The 18,256-nt window shown below is 64.4% G+C and carries 16 protein-coding genes; 9 read left to right on the top strand and 7 right to left on the bottom strand.

Translation table 11 applies throughout. The annotated features are described in order from the left end of the window. The first annotated feature begins 102 nt into the window (after positions 1–102). The gene (locus tag B9Y82_RS01050) at positions 103–1,995 is read left to right on the top strand and encodes a glycoside hydrolase family 99-like domain-containing protein (protein ID WP_100471217.1); all 1,893 of its coding nucleotides are present in this window, start codon (positions 103–105) and stop codon (positions 1,993–1,995) included. A 30-nt stretch (positions 1,996–2,025) separates the two neighbouring features. On the opposite strand, the gene B9Y82_RS01045 is transcribed toward B9Y82_RS01050, so the two are convergent. Both B9Y82_RS01045 and B9Y82_RS01040 read right to left on the bottom strand, forming a co-directional pair. After that, positions 2,026–2,655 (bottom strand): CoA transferase subunit B, encoded by a 630-nt coding sequence (locus B9Y82_RS01045; protein ID WP_100471216.1) that lies wholly within the window; start codon positions 2,653–2,655, stop codon positions 2,026–2,028. Between the two features lies 1 nt (position 2,656). Next, the gene (locus B9Y82_RS01040) at positions 2,657–3,388 is read right to left on the bottom strand and encodes a CoA transferase subunit A (protein ID WP_100471215.1); all 732 of its coding nucleotides are present in this window, start codon (positions 3,386–3,388) and stop codon (positions 2,657–2,659) included. Between the two features lie 287 nt (positions 3,389–3,675). On the opposite strand from B9Y82_RS01040, the gene B9Y82_RS01035 reads away from it, so the two are divergent. From B9Y82_RS01035 to B9Y82_RS01025, 3 genes are all read left to right on the top strand, one after another. After that, positions 3,676–3,870 carry a hypothetical protein gene (locus tag B9Y82_RS01035; protein WP_100471214.1) on the top strand — a complete coding sequence of 65 codons (195 nt, stop codon included), beginning with the start codon at positions 3,676–3,678 and terminating at the stop codon, positions 3,868–3,870. Between the two features lie 176 nt (positions 3,871–4,046). Next, complete coding sequence (locus B9Y82_RS01030) at positions 4,047–5,393, top strand: phosphomannomutase (protein WP_100471213.1); 1,347 nt, start codon at positions 4,047–4,049, stop codon at positions 5,391–5,393. A 13-nt stretch (positions 5,394–5,406) separates the two neighbouring features. After that, on the top strand, positions 5,407–6,810 hold the full coding sequence (locus B9Y82_RS01025; RefSeq protein WP_100471212.1) for a mannose-1-phosphate guanylyltransferase/mannose-6-phosphate isomerase: 1,404 nt from the start codon (positions 5,407–5,409) through the stop codon (positions 6,808–6,810). Positions 6,811–6,885: 75 nt separating this feature from the next. Here the strand turns inward: B9Y82_RS01025 and rfbD are convergent, their stop codons facing one another. The 5 genes from rfbD to B9Y82_RS01000 form a co-directional block, all read right to left on the bottom strand. Continuing rightward, positions 6,886–7,779, bottom strand: coding sequence for a dTDP-4-dehydrorhamnose reductase (gene rfbD, locus B9Y82_RS01020; protein WP_100471211.1), 894 nt, complete (start codon positions 7,777–7,779; stop codon positions 6,886–6,888). Next, on the bottom strand, positions 7,776–8,333 hold the full coding sequence (gene rfbC / locus B9Y82_RS01015; protein WP_100471210.1) for a dTDP-4-dehydrorhamnose 3,5-epimerase: 558 nt from the start codon (positions 8,331–8,333) through the stop codon (positions 7,776–7,778). The genes rfbD and rfbC overlap by 4 nt, the downstream gene beginning before the upstream one ends. Then, positions 8,330–9,217, bottom strand: a complete 888-nt coding sequence (gene rfbA, locus B9Y82_RS01010; RefSeq protein ID WP_014035899.1) for a glucose-1-phosphate thymidylyltransferase RfbA — start codon at positions 9,215–9,217, stop codon at positions 8,330–8,332. The genes rfbC and rfbA overlap by 4 nt, the downstream gene beginning before the upstream one ends. Positions 9,218–9,231: 14 nt before the next feature. Then, entirely contained in the window at positions 9,232–10,287 is a 1,056-nt protein-coding gene (gene rfbB / locus B9Y82_RS01005; protein ID WP_100471209.1) for a dTDP-glucose 4,6-dehydratase, read from the bottom strand. A gap of 68 nt (positions 10,288–10,355) precedes the next feature. After that, positions 10,356–11,573 carry an ArnT family glycosyltransferase gene (locus tag B9Y82_RS01000; RefSeq protein WP_100471208.1) on the bottom strand — a complete coding sequence of 406 codons (1,218 nt, stop codon included), beginning with the start codon at positions 11,571–11,573 and terminating at the stop codon, positions 10,356–10,358. A gap of 247 nt (positions 11,574–11,820) precedes the next feature. On the opposite strand from B9Y82_RS01000, the gene B9Y82_RS00995 reads away from it, so the two are divergent. From B9Y82_RS00995 to B9Y82_RS00975, 5 genes are all read left to right on the top strand, one after another. Next, positions 11,821–12,567: an electron transfer flavoprotein subunit beta/FixA family protein gene (locus tag B9Y82_RS00995; protein ID WP_014035896.1), complete on the top strand. Its 747-nt coding sequence runs from the start codon at positions 11,821–11,823 to the stop codon at positions 12,565–12,567. Continuing rightward, positions 12,567–13,505: an electron transfer flavoprotein subunit alpha/FixB family protein gene (locus tag B9Y82_RS00990; RefSeq protein WP_100471207.1), complete on the top strand. Its 939-nt coding sequence runs from the start codon at positions 12,567–12,569 to the stop codon at positions 13,503–13,505. Before B9Y82_RS00995 ends, B9Y82_RS00990 begins: the two co-directional genes overlap by 1 nt. A 147-nt stretch (positions 13,506–13,652) precedes the next feature. Next, the gene (locus B9Y82_RS00985) at positions 13,653–16,334 is read left to right on the top strand and encodes a sulfatase-like hydrolase/transferase (RefSeq protein ID WP_100471206.1); all 2,682 of its coding nucleotides are present in this window, start codon (positions 13,653–13,655) and stop codon (positions 16,332–16,334) included. Positions 16,335–16,440: 106 nt separating this feature from the next. After that, complete coding sequence (locus tag B9Y82_RS00980) at positions 16,441–17,847, top strand: UbiA family prenyltransferase (protein ID WP_100475148.1); 1,407 nt, start codon at positions 16,441–16,443, stop codon at positions 17,845–17,847. Positions 17,848–17,876: 29 nt separating this feature from the next. After that, positions 17,877–18,254 (top strand): SMR family transporter, encoded by a 378-nt coding sequence (locus tag B9Y82_RS00975; protein ID WP_100471205.1) that lies wholly within the window; start codon positions 17,877–17,879, stop codon positions 18,252–18,254. The last annotated feature ends 2 nt before the right edge of the window (positions 18,255–18,256 follow it).

The raw sequence follows: 18,256 nt of genomic DNA, 5'->3' as shown, positions 1-18,256 counted from the left end.
GCCGCCGTTTGCCGTCATGGCCGCCAGCACCGAAAATGGCGCCATGACCGTTGCCCAGATGCTGATCCCGTCCTACCGTCCTCTGTCGCGAGGCCCCGCCCGATGAGCCTGCGCCAGTCGCTGTTCCCGTTGCTGCGCGCCGTGTTCCGGGCCTTGCCGTTGCCGCAGGCGCAGCGCGACCGGTTGCGCACCCGGCTGTTGTCACGGCATGGCGACTGGGTGCCGCCGCCGCCCAAGGGACAGCAGGATGAGGGGAGCGCCCGCGCCAGGGCCCAGCTGCGCTGGCGTGCCGACGAGCCGGCGATCGGCCACGTACCCTGGCGCGAGGGAGCATTGCCGTCGCCCATGCCGGCGACGCTGGTTGCTTTCTACCTGCCGCAGTTCCACACCTTCCCAGAGAACGACGCCTGGTGGGGCAAGGGCTTTACCGAGTGGCGCAACGTGACCCGCGCCCTGCCGCAGTTCGAGGGCCACATCCAACCCCGCCTACCGGCCGACCTCGGCTTTTATGACCTGCGCAACCCGCAGGTGATGCGTGACCAGGCACGCTTGGCTGCGGAACACGGCATCGGCGCATTCTGCTTCTACTACTATTGGTTCAGCGGCCGCACCCTGATGGAGGATCCGCTGCGTCAATGGCTGGCGGATGACAGCATCGACCTGCCGTTCTGCCTGTGCTGGGCCAACGAGAACTGGGCACGACGCTGGGACGGCCGCGACGACGACATCCTGATCGGCCAGCAGCACAGCGCAGAGGACGATCTGGCCTTCATCGCACATGTAGCGCCTTACCTGCTCGACCGCCGTGCATTGAAAGTCGAGGGTCGGCCGATGCTGCTGGTCTATCGCCCGAACCTGCTGCCCGACGCCCGTGCGACTGCCGAGCGCTGGCGTCGCTGGTGCCGCGACAACGGTGTCGGTGAGATCCATCTGGCCTACGTCCAGGGCTTCGAGCGACCGGATCCGCGCGATATCGGCTTCGATGCCGCCGTCGAATTCCCGCCGAACATGAGCAACCCGCGCTCGTTGTCGGCACAACAGTGGCTGCTCAATCCTGCCTTCAACGGCGATGTACGCGACTGGCGCGAACTGGCTGCAGAAATCGCAGCGCGGCCGCTGCCGGATTATCCGCTCTATCCCGGCGTGAACCCGGGCTGGGACAACGAGGCGCGTCGTTCCGGCCGCGGCCGCGTGTACCTGCACGCCTCACCCCGTGGCTACCGCGACTGGTTGCGCACCACGATCCATGAGCGCCTGTCTGCAGCACCGCAGGCACAGCGAATGGTGTTCATCAACGCCTGGAACGAGTGGGCTGAAGGTGCCGTGCTGGAGCCGGATGCCCGGCTTGGGCATGCCTGGCTTGACGCGACGCGCCAAGCGCTGTCCCCGGCTCCGCCCGCTTCCCCCCTGCGGGCCTGCCTGCTGGTTCTCATTGATGATCCCGGGTTGATCGCTACAGCTTGTGAGGCCGCAAGCGACCTGGGCGTGAGCTACCGTGTTTTCATTCCAATGGCGCAGCGCCCTCATGACGCTGCGGCCGATATCATCGGCCATGCTGACAATGCCTTGTCCAGCATCGTGCAGGTTCTGGAGGCTTTCGGTCCGGATCCATCGTTGCTGGCCTGCTGGCTGGACCTCCGCGGAAGCGGCGAGGCAAGACCGCAGCTACCAGGGACGGCCGATCTCGACGCTGTGCTTCAACAGTTCGATGAGCAACCTGCGCTGGGCATGTTCGCGGCATCCACTCAGGAGGCAATCGTCGTTTCGCGCAGTCATCTCCGCTGGGCGGCGCGGCTGGGGATGGCCGACGCCCCTAAGCCGCAGACAGTAGGCACGATGTGGCTGCGAGCGTCGGCGCTGCGGTCACTACTGGATGCGCACTGCTATCCCAGTGAGCTGGACAACGACAATGCACTTGATCCGGTCATGCAGTTGCTGCCGGACCTTGTTGCCAACGCAGGCTACGTCGTCTCAGGCCCACAACGCCAGCCCTGAGGCTGGCGCTGCGCGGCAACATCGTTGACTTCAGCGCTGGAACGCGACGCCGGTCTTTTCCTTCAGTTCTTCATCGCTGACACCCGGCGCGGCTTCCACCAGCAACAGGCCCTTGCCAGTCACGTCGAACACCGCCAGATCGGTGATGATGCGGTCGACCACGCCCACGCCGGTCAACGGCAGCGTGCATTCGGGCAGGATCTTGTGCTCGCCGTTCTTGGCAGTGTGCTCCATCAGCACCACCACGCGCTGTACGCCGGCGACCAGATCCATCGCGCCGCCCATGCCCTTGACCATCTTGCCGGGCACCATCCAGTTGGCCAGGTCGCCCTTGTCGGTCACCTGCATGGCACCGAGGATGGCCAGGTTGACGTGGCCACCGCGGATCATCGCGAAGCTGTCGTGGCTGCCGAAGTAGCTGGCGCCGGCACGTGCGGTGACGGTCTGCTTGCCGGCGTTGATCAGGTCGGCGTCCACTTCGGCGTCGGTCGGGAACGGGCCGATACCGAGCAGGCCGTTCTCCGACTGCAGCCACACATCCACCCCTTCGGGAATGTGGTTGGCCACCAGCGTCGGCAGGCCGATGCCCAGGTTCACGTAGGCGCCATCGGTCAGCTCCTGGGCGGCGCGTGCCGCCATCTCGTCACGGGTCCACGCCATGTCAGTTGCCCTCCGCGCGGATGGTGCGCTGTTCGATTCGCTTCTCAGGATGCGCGTTGTGCACGATGCGGTGCACGTAGATACCCGGCAGGTGCACCTGGTCCGGGTCGATGGCGCCGACCGGCACCACCTCTTCCACTTCCACGATGCAGACCTTGCCGGCCATCGCGCAGGCCGGGTTGAAGTTGCGTGCGGTCTTGCGGAACACCAGGTTGCCGGCCTCGTCGGCCTTCCAGGCCTTGACCAGTGCCACGTCGGCGCGCAGCGCAGTCTCCATCACGTAGTGCTTGCCGTCGAACTCGCGGGTTTCCTTGCCCTCGGCCACCACCGTGCCGTAGCCGGTGGCGGTGAAGAACGCCGGGATACCCGCGCCACCGGCACGCAGGCGCTCGGCCAGGGTGCCCTGCGGGTTGAACTCCAGTTCCAGTTCGCCGGCCAGGAACTGCCGTTCGAATTCCTTGTTCTCGCCCACGTAGGACGAAATCATCTTCTTGATCTGCCGCGTTTCCAGCAGCTGGCCCAGGCCGAAACCATCGACGCCGGCGTTGTTGGAGATCACGGTCAGGCCCTTGGCGCCACTGTCGCGCAGCGCAGCGATCAGCGCCTCGGGGATGCCACACAGGCCAAAGCCGCCCACGGCCAGGGTCTGGCCATCGGCGACCACCCCCCGCAGGGCCTCCGCCGCACTGGCGAAGCGCTTGCCGCGCTTTCCGCCGGAAGTCGATTGCTGCATTGCTCTACTACCCTGCACGTTGAGGATGACCGCATTCTAGCCGGAGGCAACGAAAGAGCTGGATGCGCCGCAGCATTGCGGAGGCATCGCCAAGGGTTCCGTTGCATCGGGAATTCTCCTGCCGATCGTGGGCGCCGTGGCCGGCTCGCCTGCACTGATGGCCCGGACCCGCAACGAAGAGGCCCTGCTCCGCTGGATGAACGCGTGGCCAATGGAAAAGGGTGAACGCCGCCTGTCAGATGCCGCGGCATGCAGCGATGCGGCGACATGCTCATCGCCGAGGTGAAATGCGCGGCCAGATACCCCTGCCGGAGGAAATCAACCTCGCCACCCGCCTGCGTCATCCCTGCAGCTGTTCACGTCCGACCATCGCCCCCATCCTGCTCCGCCACGTCAAGTACGCCAGCAACGGCGTGATCGAGTTCGGCCGGCAGTGGCAGGAAACAACGCCTGGGCTGCTGCTGGAACCCCCGGCCACTTGACGCAGGCAGACCTGGCCGTGATCGCCCTGCTATGGGCTCGTCACCCGCTCGCCAACCGGTACAGGCGGCCCCTTACCCAATGTCATCAGCCAATCACGGGGAGTTGCGGAATGGAAACGATTCCCATACAGGACAAAGGCTACAATCAGTGGCTAAGCTCACATTGGATCTGACCGATGCCCCTGCCCGCCTTCAAGGCCTATGACATCCGCGGCCGCGTGCCGGAAGAACTGAACGAAGACCTGGCACGCCGGATCGGCACGGCCTTGAATGCACAGCTCGCTCCGGGCCCCGTGGTGCTGGGCCACGACGTCCGCCTGACCAGCCCCGCGCTGCAGGACGCGCTGGCGGCCGGCCTGCGCGGTGCGGGCCGCGAAGTCATCGACATCGGCCTGTGTGGCACCGAGGAGGTCTATTTCCAGACCGATCACCTGGGGGCTGCCGGCGGGGTGATGGTCACCGCCAGCCACAATCCAATGGACTACAACGGCATGAAGCTGGTCAAGGAGAACGCCCGGCCGATCAGCTCCGATACCGGCCTGTTCGCGATCTCCGATGCGGTCGCCGCCGATTCATCCGCGGCACAGCCGCCTTGCGCCGGCCAGATCGCCCAGCACGACAAGAGCGCCTACATCCAGCACCTGCTGAGCTACGTTGACGCCAGCAAGCTCAAGCCGCTGAAGCTGGTGGTGAACGCCGGCAACGGCGGCGCCGGTGCCATCGTCGACCTGCTGGCACCGCACCTGCCGTTCGAGTTCATCCGCATCTGCCACGAACCGGACGGCAGCTTCCCCAACGGCATTCCCAACCCGCTGCTGCCGGAAAACCGCGCCGCCACCGCCGACGCCGTGCGCGAACATGGCGCGGACTTCGGCATTGCGTGGGATGGCGACTTCGACCGCTGCTTCTTCTTCGACCACAACGGCCGCTTCATCGAGGGCTACTACCTGGTCGGCCTGCTGGCCAAGGCAATCCTCGCCCACCACCCGGGTGGCAAGGTCGTGCATGACCCCCGCCTGGTCTGGAACACCGTGGAGATGGTCGAACAGGCCGGTGGCGTGCCAGTGCTGTGCAAGAGTGGCCACGCCTTCATCAAGGAAAAGATGCGCGCGGAAGATGCCGTGTACGGCGGCGAAATGAGCGCCCACCACTACTTCCGCGAGTTCGCGTATGCCGACTCGGGCATGATCCCGTGGCTGCTGATCGCCCAGCTGGTCTCCGAAAGCGGCCGCTCGCTGGCCGACTGGGTTGAAGACCGCATGGCCGCCTATCCTTGCAGCGGTGAGATCAACTTCAAGGTTGCCGATGCCAAGGCTGCGGTCGCACGGGTGATGGAACACTTCGCCGCGCAGTCGCCCGCGCTGGACTACACCGATGGCGTCAGCGCCGATTTCGGCGACTGGCGCTTCAACCTGCGCAGCTCCAACACTGAACCGCTGCTGCGCCTGAATGTGGAATCGAGGGGAGACGCTGCATTGATGCAGGCGCGTACCGACGAGATTTCCTCCCTGCTGCAGAAATAATCAAAGGAAGGCCATGAGCACTATCCAGCCTGTCATCCTGTCCGGTGGCTCCGGTACCCGTCTGTGGCCGCTTTCGCGTGAGGCCTATCCCAAGCAGTTCCTTCCGCTGGCCAGCGAACAGACGATGCTGCAGGCCACCTGGAAGCGCGTCGCACCGATTGCCTCGCGTGGGCCGCTGGTGATCGCCAACGAAGAGCACCGTTTCGTCGCCGCCGAGCAGCTGCAGCAGGTCGGCGCCGAGCCAGCCGCGATCATCCTTGAGCCGGTTGGTCGCAACACCGCCCCGGCGATCGCGGTGGCCGCGCTGGAAGCCACCCGCGACGGCGCCGATGCCCTGCTGCTGGTGCTGCCCTCCGATCATGTGATCACCAACGAGACTGCATTCCGCAGCGCCGTGCAGGCTGCCGCCGCTGCCGCCGAAGCTGGAAAGCTGGTGACCTTCGGCATCGTGCCGACCGGCCCGGAAACCGGCTACGGCTATATCAAGGCCGCCGATGGCCAGGGGCTGCGCGCGGTCGAGCGCTTCGTCGAGAAGCCCGACCTGGACACCGCCACCGGCTACGTCAGCAGCGGCCAGTACTACTGGAACAGCGGCATGTTCCTGTTCAAGGCCTCGCGCTACCTGCAGGAGCTGGAACGCTTCCAGCCCGCCATGCTCGCCGGCAGCCGCCAGGCCTGGCAGCAGGCGCGTCGCGATGCCGATTTCACCCGCCTGGACAAGGATGCCTTCACTGACGTTCCGTCCGATTCCATCGACTATGCGGTGATGGAGAAGACCGCCGATGCGGTGGTGATTCCACTGGATGCCGGCTGGAACGATGTCGGCTCGTGGACCGCGCTGCGCGATGTCTCGCAGCAGGACGGCGATGGCAATGCGCACCAGGGCGATGTGATCGCCATCGACTGCCGCAACACCTATGCCTACGCACAGCGCCTGGTGGCGCTGGTCGGGCTGGATGACGTGATTGTCGTCGAGACCGACGACGCGGTGCTGGTCGGCAGGGCCGACCGCATGCAGGAGGTCAAGACCGTCGTCGGTCAGCTGAAGTCCGAAGGCCGCAGCGAGGCCACCTGGCATCGCAAGGTCTACCGCCCGTGGGGCGCCTACGATTCGATCGACAACGGCGAGCGCTTCCAGGTCAAGCGGATCACGGTCAAGCCGGGCGGCACACTCAGCCTGCAGATGCACCACCATCGTGCCGAGCACTGGATCGTGGTCAGCGGCACCGCCGAGGTGACCCGTGGCGATGAAGTGATCCTGCTCAGCGAGAACCAGAGCACCTACATTCCGCTGGGCGTGACCCACCGCCTGCGCAACCCGGGCAAGCTGCCGCTGGAACTGATCGAAGTGCAGTCCGGCAGCTACCTCGGCGAGGATGACATCGTGCGGTTCGAGGATACCTACGGGCGGAGCTGACCCAGCGCCCGCTGGAGGCTGCCGACCGTTGGTCGGGGTGGGTGCCGACCGTTGGTCGGCACTTCGCCTACCGGGTCAGGCAATCTCCGCCATCACCCGCTTCAGGCCGTCCTGCCAGGTTGGCAGTACGATGCCGAAATCCTGCTGCAGCTTGCGATTGTCCAGCACCGACCAGGCCGGGCGCTTCGCCGGGGTCGGATACTCGGAGCTGGGAATCGCCTCGACCGTCGGCACCTTGGCCAACATGCCGGTGGCCAACGCTTCGGCGAAGATCGCCTCGGCGAACCCATGCCAACTGGTCTGGCCGCTGGCGGTCAGGTGCCAGGTACCAGACAACTGGCCCGGATGCTGCAGCGCCTGCGCGGTGACATCGGCAATCAGCGCGGCCGGCGTCGGTGTACCGATCTGGTCGGCCACCACCCGCAACGCATCGCGCTCGGCGCCCACGCGCAGCATGGTGCGCAGGAAGTTCGCGCCGTGCGAGGCATACACCCACGCCGTGCGGAAGATCAGATGGCGGCCGCCGGCCGCGCGCACCGTATCCTCACCATCGCGCTTGCTGGTGCCGTACACGCCCAATGGCGCGGTCGGCTCATCCTCGCGGTACGGCGCGCTACCCTGGCCATCGAACACGTAGTCAGTGGAGTAATGCACGAACGGCACGCCGTGCGCCGCACACCAGCGCGCGATCACGCCTGGCGCCTGCGCATTGGCAGCGAAGGCCGCATCGACGTCCTGTTCGGCGCGATCAACAGCGGTGTAAGCCGCCGCATTGACCACAACCGATGGCTGCACGCGGTCCAGCAATGCCGGCAGGCTGTCGGGCTGGGAAAAGTCGGCCACCTCACACGCACTGCCATCAGGCAACTGACCAGTGCGGGTGGTCGCGACCACCGGCCCAAGCGGGGCCAGCGCGCGCAGCAGCTCCTGGCCGACCTGGCCGTTGCCGCCGAACACCAGCACCGTCATGGGGTGTAGACCGGCAGGCGGTCCTCGGCGACGTCCTTCAGGAACGGTGCGTTCTCGTCCTTGGCCGACAGCGTCGGTGCACTGACTGGCCAGTCCACGGCGATATCCGCATCGTTCCAGCGCACGCCGGCGTCGAAGTCCTTCAGGTAGACCTCGGTACACAGGTAGCTGAACACCGCACGCTCGGACAGTACGGCGAAACCGTGGGCGAAGCCCTCCGGAATCCAGAACTGCTTCTTGTTCTCCGCGCTCAGCACCACCGCATCCCACTGGCCGAAGGTCGGCGAGCCGCGACGGATGTCCACGGCGACGTCATAGACCTCGCCTTCCAGCACGCTGACTAGCTTGCCCTGCGGCCGCGGCCACTGGTAATGCAGGCCGCGCAGCACGCCCTGCGCGGAAGTGGAGACGTTGCTCTGCACGAAACGGTCCGGCAGGCCCAGCGCGGCGAAGCGCTCGGCGTTCCAGGTTTCGAAGAAGTAACCGCGGGCATCACCGAACACGGCCGGCTCGATCACCACGCAGCCGGGCAACCTGGTTTCAATCACTTTCACGGAACGACTCCACGCAGGGCGAGTTTATGCAGGTATTCGCCGTAGCTGTTCTTGATCAACGGCGCGGCCAGCGCTTCCAATTGTCCAGCGTTGATCCAGCCCTTGCCGAACGCGATTTCCTCGGGACAGCAGACCTGCAGACCCTGACGGGTCTGGATGGTCTCGATGAAGTTGGATGCCTCCAGCAGCGACTGGTGGGTGCCGGTATCCAGCCACGCATAGCCACGGCCGAGTGCTTCCAGGTGCAGGTTGCCTTCGGCCAGGTAGCGCTTGTTGAGATCAGTGATCTCCAGTTCGCCCCGCGGCGACGGCTTCAGTTCGGCCGCGTAATCGCTGGCGTTGCCGTCATAGAAGTACAGACCGGTCACCGCATAATTGGAGCGCGGCTTTTCCGGTTTCTCCACCAGGTCGATCACCTTGCCGCTCTGGTCGAACTCGGCCACGCCGTAACGTTCCGGATCATTGACCCAGTAGCCGAACACGGTCGAGCCGTGCACGCGCTCGTCGGCACGCTTGAGTACCTCACGCAGCCCGTGGCCGTGGAAGATGTTGTCACCCAGTACCAGGCAGCTCGGCTTGCCGGCCACAAAGTCCTTGCCGATCAGGTAAGCCTGGGCCAGGCCATCCGGGCTCGGCTGTACCGCGTACTGGATGTCCATGCCCCACTGCGAACCATCGCCCAGCAGCTGCTGGAACAACACCTGTTCGTGCGGGGTATTGATGATCAGGACCTCACGGATACCCGCCAGCATCAGCACGCTGAGCGGGTAGTAGATCATCGGCTTGTCGTACACCGGCAGCAGCTGCTTGCTGACGCCCTTGGTGATCGGATACAGCCGGGTGCCGGAACCACCGGCGAGGATGATGCCCTTGCGCTGGGTCATGGTGTCTCCTGGGTTCAGGCCGTGGTGCCGATGCGCTGCAGGCGGTAGCTGCCATCCAGCACGCCGTTGACCCACTCCTGATTGTGAAGGTACCAGTCAACGGTGAAGGCGATGCCCTGCTCGAAGGTGTAGGCCGGCTCCCAGCCCAGGTCGTTCTTCAGCTTCGAGGCGTCGATCGCGTAGCGGCGGTCATGCCCGGGGCGGTCGGCAACATAGGTGATCTGGCTGCTGCGCGGCTCGCCGTCCGCGCGCGGGCGGCGCTGGTCCAGCAGTGCGCAGATCGCCTGCACCACTTCAATGTTCTGCTTTTCCGAATTGCCGCCGACGTTGTAGGTCTCGCCGACCTGGCCCTTGGCCAGCACGGTGCGGATCGCCTCGCAATGGTCGGACACGAACAGCCAGTCGCGCACCTGCTTGCCATCGCCGTACACCGGCAGCGGCTCGCCAGCCAGCGCCTTGGCGATCACCAGCGGAATCAGCTTCTCCGGGAAGTGATACGGGCCGTAGTTGTTGGAGCAGTTGGTGGTCAGCACCGGCAGCCCGTAGGTGTGGTGGAACGCACGCACCAGGTGGTCCGAGGCCGCCTTCGACGCCGAGTACGGCGAATTCGGGGCGTATGGCGTGGTTTCGCTGAACTTTCCGGTCTCGCCCAGCGTGCCGTACACCTCGTCGGTGGACACGTGCAGGAAGCGGAAGGCCGCGCCCTGCCCGGCCGGCAACGCCTTCCAGTAGTCACGCACGGCTTCCAGCAGGCCCAGGGTGCCCACCACATTGGTCTGGATGAAGGCGCCCGGGCCGTCGATGGAACGGTCCACGTGACTTTCGGCGGCGAAGTTCAGCACGGCGTCCGGCTGGTGTTCGGCCAGCAGGCGGGCGACCAGCGCGCTGTCACCGATGTCCCCCTGCACGAACACATGGTCCGGGTTGCCATCCAGGCTGGACAGGGTCTTCAGGTTGCCGGCGTAGGTCAGTGCGTCGAGATTGACGACCTTGATGCCACGGGCGACCGCTTCGAGAACAAAGTTACCGCCAATGAATCCGGCGCCGCCGGTGACAAGCCATGTGGGCACTACCTGTTCTCCTGATTGGTACGGGTTGGGACGTGTCTGCAGCGAAGTGTTCAGAGGACCACGGGATATCAAGCGTTGATCCGGCCTGGCAAGCGTAGCCTGCCCGCGGCGGCAATGATGAACAGCGCCGCTGGGACCAGTGGCAGAAGGTAGCGTCCCTGCCCCTCGAACAGCAGGATCGACACCATTCCCAGGCCAAGTGTGGCCACGGCAAGCCAGTGAACGGGCTGCCAGCGGCGCAGATGGAGGCAGATGCGCAGCAGCGCAACCGTCGTCCAGACCGTCAACGCAATGTTGAGTGCCAGCGTCAATCTACCCAGCCACACCGGAGCACCGCCTCTTTCCAGGAACGGCCAATGCAGGAGGCTGCCGACATCGAACGATCCGCGCACGCGCAGCAGCGCCAACTCCAGGAAGCGGCCCGGGTGTTCGGAAATCCAACGGCGGCCAATTCCTGAGCCAATCACGTCGGCCGCAGGCGTCCAGTGGCGGAGCTTCCAGTCCTCGCTTTCTCCGGTGAAGAACCCTTGGGGAAATCCAGCATCGGCAAACCGAGCCTTGTCGTCAGCCTGGAGGGGTACGTCCTTCAACGGCATCCACCCGCCATGCGCATTGGCATCGTTGTTGTTGACCATCAGTACATACCCACTGTTTGCACTGACGGGCACAAACTGGCCGAAAAGAAGTGCGTTGCGCAGGGTCCATGGACCAAGTACCAGCAGAAAACCCAACACCACCATGCAGATCCGCCGCCAGGTGGCGACGCGTATCCCATCACGCAGGAGCAACGCCAGTGCCACGGCTCCCGGCAACGGGAGCATCTGTGGCCGGTTCAACGCGGTAAGTGCCAGCACAGCTCCCAGCAGCAGCCATCGGCCCGGAAAACGCACGACCGCCAGAAGCATGCCGAACACGGCAAGGAACAGTGACAGCGATTCGGTACCCAGTACATTGCTGTAGGCGACCAGCGCTGGGTGGAATGCCAGCACTGCCAGAGAGGCGACCTGCCAGGCCGGGCGCAGCTGGAGGCGCACCCCCAGACCGACCCACGAAACCAGCGTGCCGGCCCAGAGCAGGACGTTGAGAATCTTGCCCGCCCCCACGTTCACGCCGGTGAGCATGAACCAGGCGCCGAGCACTCCGGGGTACAACGGAGGCTGGGACACATAGGGAATGCCTGAAATCCGGAAGCCGCCACCGCTGGCAACGCTGCTGGCAACCTCCAGATAGCGGCCGAAATCGGCAACGGGCTGCAAGGGGATCCATTGCACCAACAGCAGGCGCATGGCCACACCAGCAACGGCAATCGCCAGCAGCAGGCGGCATGGAGGGGGCGAGGTCAATGAAGGCATGTGGCGGGGCAACGGAACCGGCCGCTAGAGTAGCCACTCAGGCGACTTGGATACAGGACGCCGTTTCACCATACGCATTCGCATGGTCGACAAAGGCCAGTTAGAATCGGGGTCCCACCCCCGAACCGGTTGCTGTGCGAGGACCGGACGTTCTCCCCGTTATTGAAGGACCCCGTACCAGATGAAAATCCTCGTCGCGTACAAGCGCGTGGTGGACTACAACGTCCGCATTCAGGTCAAGCCGGACGGTTCCGGCGTGGTCACCGACGGCGTCAAGCTGTCCCCCAATCCCTTCGATGAAATCGCCCTGGAAGAAGCCCTGCGCCTGCGCGACAAGGGCATCGCCAGCGAAGTCGTGGTCGCCACCATTGCTCCGGCCGATGCCCAGGCGCACCTGCGCAACGGCCTGGCCATGGGCGCCAACCGCGCCGTCCATGTGGTCACCGACCAGGCCATCCAGCCGCTGACCGCCGCACGCACCCTGCTCAAGCTGATCGAGAAGGAACAGCCGGACCTGGTGATCCTGGGCAAGCAGGCCATCGACGACGACGCCAACCAGACCGGCCAGATGCTGGCCACGCTGTGGGGCCGCCCGCAGGCGACCTTCGCCAGCAAGCTGGACATTGCCGACGGCAAGGCGACGGTGACCCGCGAAGTCGACGCCGGCCTGGAAACGCTGGAAGTCGATCTGCCAGCGGTGGTCACCACCGACCTGCGCCTGAACGAGCCGCGCTTCATCAAGCTGCCGGACATCATGAAGGCCAAGGCCAAGCCCTTGGAGACCCTGCAGCTGGCCGACCTCGGCGTTGAAGCCGCCGATACCTTCAAGACCACCCAGTACGCCGCGCCGTCCAAGCGCAGCAAGGGTGTGATGGTCAAGGACGCGGCCGAACTGGTTGCCGCACTCAAGCAGAAGGGGTTGCTGTAATGAGCAAGATTCTCGTCATCGCCGAGCACCACGACGGCAAGCTCAACGCTGCGACCGCCAAGACCGTCAGCGCTGCTTCCGCCATCAGCGGTGCCAGCATCGACGTGCTGGTGCTGGCCGCCGATCCGGCTGCCGTCGCCGCCGAGGCAGCGAAGATCAGCGGCGTCGCCAAGGTCCTGACCGTGGCCAACGCCGCCAACGCGCAGGCCATCGCCCAGGTGCTGGCGCCGCAGATCGCGCAGCTGGCCAAGGGCTACACCCACGTGTTCGGCCCGTCGACCACCTTCGGCAAGGACCTGATGCCGTGCGTGGCCGCCCTGCTCGGCGTCAACCAGGTCTCCGACCTGATGAGCATTGAGGGCAGCCACACCTTCAAGCGCCCGATCTACGCCGGCAACGCGATCATCACCGTGGAAGCCCCGGCCGACCAGATCGTGGTCGCCACCGTGCGTGCCGCCTCGTGGCCGGAAGCGGCCCAGGGCGGCAGCGCCGCCATCGAAGCGGCCAGCGTCGACGCCGCCCTGCCCACCCACACCCGCTTCATCGGCCTGGCCGCCGGTGCCAGCGACCGCCCTGATCTGCAGAGCGCCAAGCGCGTGGTCTCCGGTGGCCGTGGTGTCGGTTCGGAAGAGAACTTCAAGGTCATCTTCCAGCTGGCCGACAAGCTCGGTGCCGCCGTCGGCGCCTCGCGTGCCGCAGTCGACGCCGGCTACGTGCCCAGCGACCTGCAGGTCGGCCAGACCGGCAAGATCATCGCGCCGGAACTGTACGTGGCGGTGGGCATCAGCGGCGCGATCCAGCATCTGACCGGCATCAAGGACGCCGGCACGATCGTGGCGATCAACAAGGATGCGGATTCGCCGATCTTCGAGATTGCCGATATCGGTCTGGTGGGGGATCTGTTTGCGATCCTGCCGGAGCTGGAAAAGGCGCTGTAAGTCGAAACCTGCATAGCAACCCGCAGGGTGGGCAGACATTGCTCACCCTGCCACTCGTCAAAATGTGTCGGCGTATTGCAACACGCCTTTTGTGCTGTCTTGATTCTGTAGCATTCCCCCTCCCATCGCTCCAACCGGAGGGAGAGAATGCAGATGGCGATGAAATGCCTGCTTTTTGCGGCATGGATCGGAATGCTCGCGTTGCTTGCGCGACGTTGCACACATGGACAGCGATGGAAGCTGCTGGTCACTGCGCTCTGCGGAGCACTGCTGGCGATCTGGCTTTTCATTGATGCACTCAGTGGCAACGGCATCGATTACGCCGTGATCTATCATCTGCGCGCAGGCATGCGCGGCGCAGGAGCCGCTGATTTCAGCTTACCCATCGTTCTGCTTTCGGCAGCACTGGTGGCGTGCCTGCTCCTCGCTTTCATGCCCCGCCTGCATTCGGCACGAAGGTGGGCACCCGCCGGTCCTATGTTCACGGCTTCTCTGCTGGCGACGCTGGTTTTCAATCCGATCGTCTACGACGTCGCGACACTGGTACGCCAGGATCGGCAGGCGCGTCTTGCACCGGCACAAGGGGACCAGTACGTACGGCCCGACGGCCCGCTCGGGAATCACCGCAACGTGGTGATTCTCTACGCCGAAAGCTTCGAGCGTACCTATCTCGATGAGTCGCGATTCCCCGGACTGACGCCAGAGTTGAACAAGCTGCGCAGCGAGGCCGTGGATTTCCTGCACGTGGACTCGCGTGAAGGCGGCACGTGGACGATTGCCGGCATGGTCAGTTCTCTGTGCGGCGTCCCCCTTTCCCTCAGCCAGGATGCCAATGGCTATGCAAGCATCGGCCGCTTCCTGCCTGGCGCGTACTGCCTGACCGATCACCTGCGCGAGCGCGGATACGACGTCGAGTTCATCGGAGGCGCCGCTTCTGATTTCGCTGGAAAGGGACAGTTCCTCGCCAGCCACGGCTTCGGCACGGTACGCGATCGCTCCTATTTCAAGAACCTGAAGCTGGGCGACAACCGCTTCTCGCCATGGGGCGTCCACGATGATGTCCTGTTGGATGCGCTCTGGGACCGCTTCGCTGCGCTCTCGCAGCGGACCACGCCTTTCGCGCTCGTCGGCCTGACTCTGGATACACATCATCCAAGCGGACACATCCCCCATGCCTGCCTCGATGTAGCCTATGAAGGACTTGGCCAGCGCAGGCCGATGCTCGACGCAATCCATTGCTCGGACCGACTGGTTGCTGATTTCGTACGTCGCATCCGCACCAGTCCCTACGCTCGCAATACAATCATTGTTGTTGCATCGGACCATCTGGCTCTGCCCAACGACGTTGCCGACCTGCTGCGCGATGCTGATCGCAGCAACCTTCTCCTCATGTTCGGCAGCGGCCTGCGCGCGAGGCAGGTTGATCGACCCGCAACCACCCTCGATACGGGGGCCTCTCTGCTTGATGCCCTGCAAGGCGGAGTGGCACTCGGATTTGGCCGCTCACAGCTTTCAGTGAAAGGCGCAGGCACTTCATTGAGTGTCCGCCCCGGTCGGGAACCAGATGCCAGCCAGGACCACTTACCAGGTTTCATGGCCTATTCCAGCACACTATGGGAACTGGGCCGGATCGACGATCATCTGCAGTTGGTGGATGGCGTCATCCAGTTGGGTAAGCAGACCCTGACTCCGCCCTTGGCCATCGCTGCCGATGACCGCGGCCGAATTGCCCAGCTGGGCACGAATGGCATCCGCTCTGGCCACCTTCTGGCCGGAGGTGATTCCCAGCAGGTCCTCTATATTGATCGCTGCTTTGCGTTCGACGAACGACAGCCCGCCGATGAGTGGTGCCTGTGGGGGAGTGCTGATGGAACGGCTCGCGTGGTATCACAACAATCGCTCAAGGCCGGCGCGTTGGTGCCGGAACTGCTGCAGGCTGCACGCGAAGCCCCCCCGGCATCTCAGCTGCGCAACGATTTCATCATCCGCAACCACTTCGATGCGAGCAATACGATCGTCGGAGAGGCGATGGATGGAAAGCTGTTCTCGCAGGGTGCCGAAGGGACCTTGGCCTATGGTGCCTACCAGGATCTGTGCGCGGGCAACTATACCCTCAGCCTGAAGGGCGTGGCCCACCCCGCCAACGGTGCCTGGGCAGACATCGTCGCCAGTTACGGGGCACAGACCTACGATCGCCATGCGCTGCTGGACACAGCCGATGAACTTGACGGGACGATGCTGGAAGCCAGATATGTATTCCCTGATGACCTGCCTCTGGCTGAAGTACGTGTCGGGGTGTCGCCAGAGGCTGCGGTGCGACTGGATGGCTATACCTTGTTGCCTGCCTACGAGGCGCTCCCCGTAGGATCGTCGGTGGATTTCAGCACCGATGCCAGCAATCGTTTCATTTCCTGTGGCTGGCACGGTCCATCTCCCCAAGGGCGCAGCGTTCGGGCTGCGGCCGCCTCGCTCCGCCTGCGCCTGCCATCCGAACCCGCCCGGCTGGAGGCAGTCCTTTCACTGTCAGCGCAGTCACCTCGCGAGATCACGGTGCTGGCCAATGACGCCCCGCTCGGCTTGCTTCAGATCGAGGCAGGGACGCGTGAATACGCCATCGACCTGGCACGCCTGTCCAGCGAGGCTGGCGGGCAGCTCACCTTGACGCTGGTGCCTGGACAAACGACCTGCGCTACGGCGGGCTGCGAGCTCATTACCCTGCACCAACTGCGATTGGCCCCTGCTGTGACGGCTCAGCCGGCTGCTCCAGCCTGTCCTGGGACGCACTGCCTTCACGCCCCCGGGGTGGTACCTGAATCTGTCGCAATGTAACGCCCCCTCGTATACTCCCCGCACTATTGGATGAGGGGAACTGCGGCACATGTCGCATCACAATGATGTACCGGCCGGATCCGGGGAGTTGACGCCGGGAGCAGCCCTGTGCGTCGATCTGGACGGGACGCTGCTGCGTAGCGACCTGCTGTACGAATCACTGTTGGCCCTGCTGGCGCGCAACCCGCTGTTCGCTTTGCTGGTACCGTTCTGGCTGCTGCGCGGCAAGGCCTACGTGAAGCGCCAGCTCGCTTCCCGGGTGACCTTGGAGGTTGAAACGCTGCCATACGATGAGCGTGTCGTGGCATTGCTGCGCGGGACACCGCAGCGTCCGCGTGTCCTGTGCACCGCCTCGGACCGGCTGCTGGTCCAGCCGATCGCCGATCATCTCGGTGTTTTTGACGAGGTCATCGCCAGCGATGGTGCCCGCAATCTGGCCGGGCACGCCAAGGCTGAGGCCCTCGTCGAGCGCTATGGGGAACGGGGTTTCGACTACCTTGGCAACCACCGCGTTGACCTGCCGGTCTGGAAGCACGCCGCAGGTGCCATCGTCGTCAACGCCTCCGAATCGCTGGCAAACCGAGCCAGCGCGCAAACCCGGTTGATCGATCACCTGCCTGGACAGCCCGGAGGACTCCGCACCTGGATCAAGGCCCTGCGGCTGTACCAGTGGCTGAAGAACCTTCTGGTACTGGTCCCACTGCTTACCGCGCACCGCCTGTTCGAGCCAGAAGCCGTAGTAAACGCGGCGCTCGCCTTCCTTGCATTCGGCCTGTGCGCATCCGGCGTTTACCTGCTGAACGACCTGCTGGATCTGGCACCGGACCGGCAGCATCCACGGAAGCGGAAGCGACCATTCGCGGCCGGGACCTTGCCCCTGTTTCATGGCGTGGTCGCCACCCCCCTGTTGACACTGGCTGGTTTCGCCCTGGCCCTGTGGACAAGTCCTGCGTTCGCGCTTGTCCTGCTGATCTACTTCATCACGACCCTGGCCTATTCGTTCACGCTCAAGCGCATCGTGATGATCGATGTGGTGGTGTTGGCGGCGCTTTACACCGTACGGATAATCGGCGGCGCTTTTGCAATCGATTCGCCACGGTCATTCTGGCTGCTGGCGTTCTCGATGTTCATTTTCCTCAGTCTTGCCCTTCTCAAGCGCTATACCGAACTAACTGCAGCTGCAACGCAGGGGAAACAGAAAGCCTCGGGGCGCGGATACTCCGTGGCCGATCTGCCGCTGGTGCAGTCATTCGGAACAGCTGCGGGCTACATCGGCGTTCTGGTCTTCGCCCTCTACATCAACAGCCCTGACAGCCTCAGGCTCTACGCCACACCCCAAGTGCTCTGGCTGCTCTGTCCTGTGCTGCTGTACTGGATCAGCCGTGCCTGGTTTGTCGCCCACCGGGGCGACATGCATGATGATCCCATCGTTTTCGCAGCGCGCGACCGCGTCAGCCAGGGCGTCGGCCTCGTCGGGCTGGTCATCGTAATGGCGGCGACACGCCACTGGTAATGCCTCCTCACCATTCCAAAGTTGATCGCATGTATCTCAAATTCATCCCACTCATTCTGTTCTCCGTAGCCCTCAATGCGAGCGCGCAGCTTTTCCTTCGCAAAGGCATGCCGAATGTTTCGCTGGTGACCAACCAGGGCGTGCTTGAACTCGCACAGGGCGCCCTCCGCATCGTCTTCAATCCATGGGTGTTCAGCGGACTGTCGTGCTATGCGATCAGCATCGTGCTCTGGATGTACGTCCTCTCCAAAGTCCAGGTGAGTTTCGCGTATCCCTTCCTGAGCGTGGGATACGTAATCGTCGTTGGTGCTGCATATCTGTTCTTCCGTGAACCGGTCAGCGTAATGAAGCTGGCTGGAATCGCGCTGATCTGTGCTGGCGTCGTTCTCGTCGCGCGTGGGGGCTGAGC

This window comes from Stenotrophomonas maltophilia, from assembly GCF_002799155.1.
Taxonomy (GTDB): Bacteria; Pseudomonadota; Gammaproteobacteria; order Xanthomonadales; family Xanthomonadaceae; genus Stenotrophomonas; species Stenotrophomonas maltophilia_R.
This window is presented reverse-complemented; position numbering and strand designations above follow the sequence as displayed.

What these genes read in the sequence shown, in the direction of transcription:
- B9Y82_RS01050 (WP_100471217.1), top strand. Translation starts at nt 103, where the DNA reads ATGAGCCTGCGCCAGTCGCTGTTCCCGTTGCTGCGCGCCGTGTTCCGG.
- B9Y82_RS01045 (WP_100471216.1), bottom strand. Translation starts at nt 2,655, where the DNA reads ATGGCGTGGACCCGTGACGAGATGGCGGCACGCGCCGCCCAGGAGCTG.
- B9Y82_RS01040 (WP_100471215.1), bottom strand. Translation starts at nt 3,388, where the DNA reads ATGCAGCAATCGACTTCCGGCGGAAAGCGCGGCAAGCGCTTCGCCAGT.
- B9Y82_RS01035 (WP_100471214.1), top strand. Translation starts at nt 3,676, where the DNA reads ATGCGCGGCCAGATACCCCTGCCGGAGGAAATCAACCTCGCCACCCGC.
- B9Y82_RS01030 (WP_100471213.1), top strand. Translation starts at nt 4,047, where the DNA reads ATGCCCCTGCCCGCCTTCAAGGCCTATGACATCCGCGGCCGCGTGCCG.
- B9Y82_RS01025 (WP_100471212.1), top strand. Translation starts at nt 5,407, where the DNA reads ATGAGCACTATCCAGCCTGTCATCCTGTCCGGTGGCTCCGGTACCCGT.
- rfbD (WP_100471211.1), bottom strand. Translation starts at nt 7,779, where the DNA reads ATGACGGTGCTGGTGTTCGGCGGCAACGGCCAGGTCGGCCAGGAGCTG.
- rfbA (WP_014035899.1), bottom strand. Translation starts at nt 9,217, where the DNA reads ATGACCCAGCGCAAGGGCATCATCCTCGCCGGTGGTTCCGGCACCCGG.
- B9Y82_RS01000 (WP_100471208.1), bottom strand. Translation starts at nt 11,573, where the DNA reads ATGCGCCTGCTGTTGGTGCAATGGATCCCCTTGCAGCCCGTTGCCGAT.
- B9Y82_RS00995 (WP_014035896.1), top strand. Translation starts at nt 11,821, where the DNA reads ATGAAAATCCTCGTCGCGTACAAGCGCGTGGTGGACTACAACGTCCGC.
- B9Y82_RS00990 (WP_100471207.1), top strand. Translation starts at nt 12,567, where the DNA reads ATGAGCAAGATTCTCGTCATCGCCGAGCACCACGACGGCAAGCTCAAC.
- B9Y82_RS00985 (WP_100471206.1), top strand. Translation starts at nt 13,653, where the DNA reads ATGCAGATGGCGATGAAATGCCTGCTTTTTGCGGCATGGATCGGAATG.
- B9Y82_RS00975 (WP_100471205.1), top strand. Translation starts at nt 17,877, where the DNA reads ATGTATCTCAAATTCATCCCACTCATTCTGTTCTCCGTAGCCCTCAAT.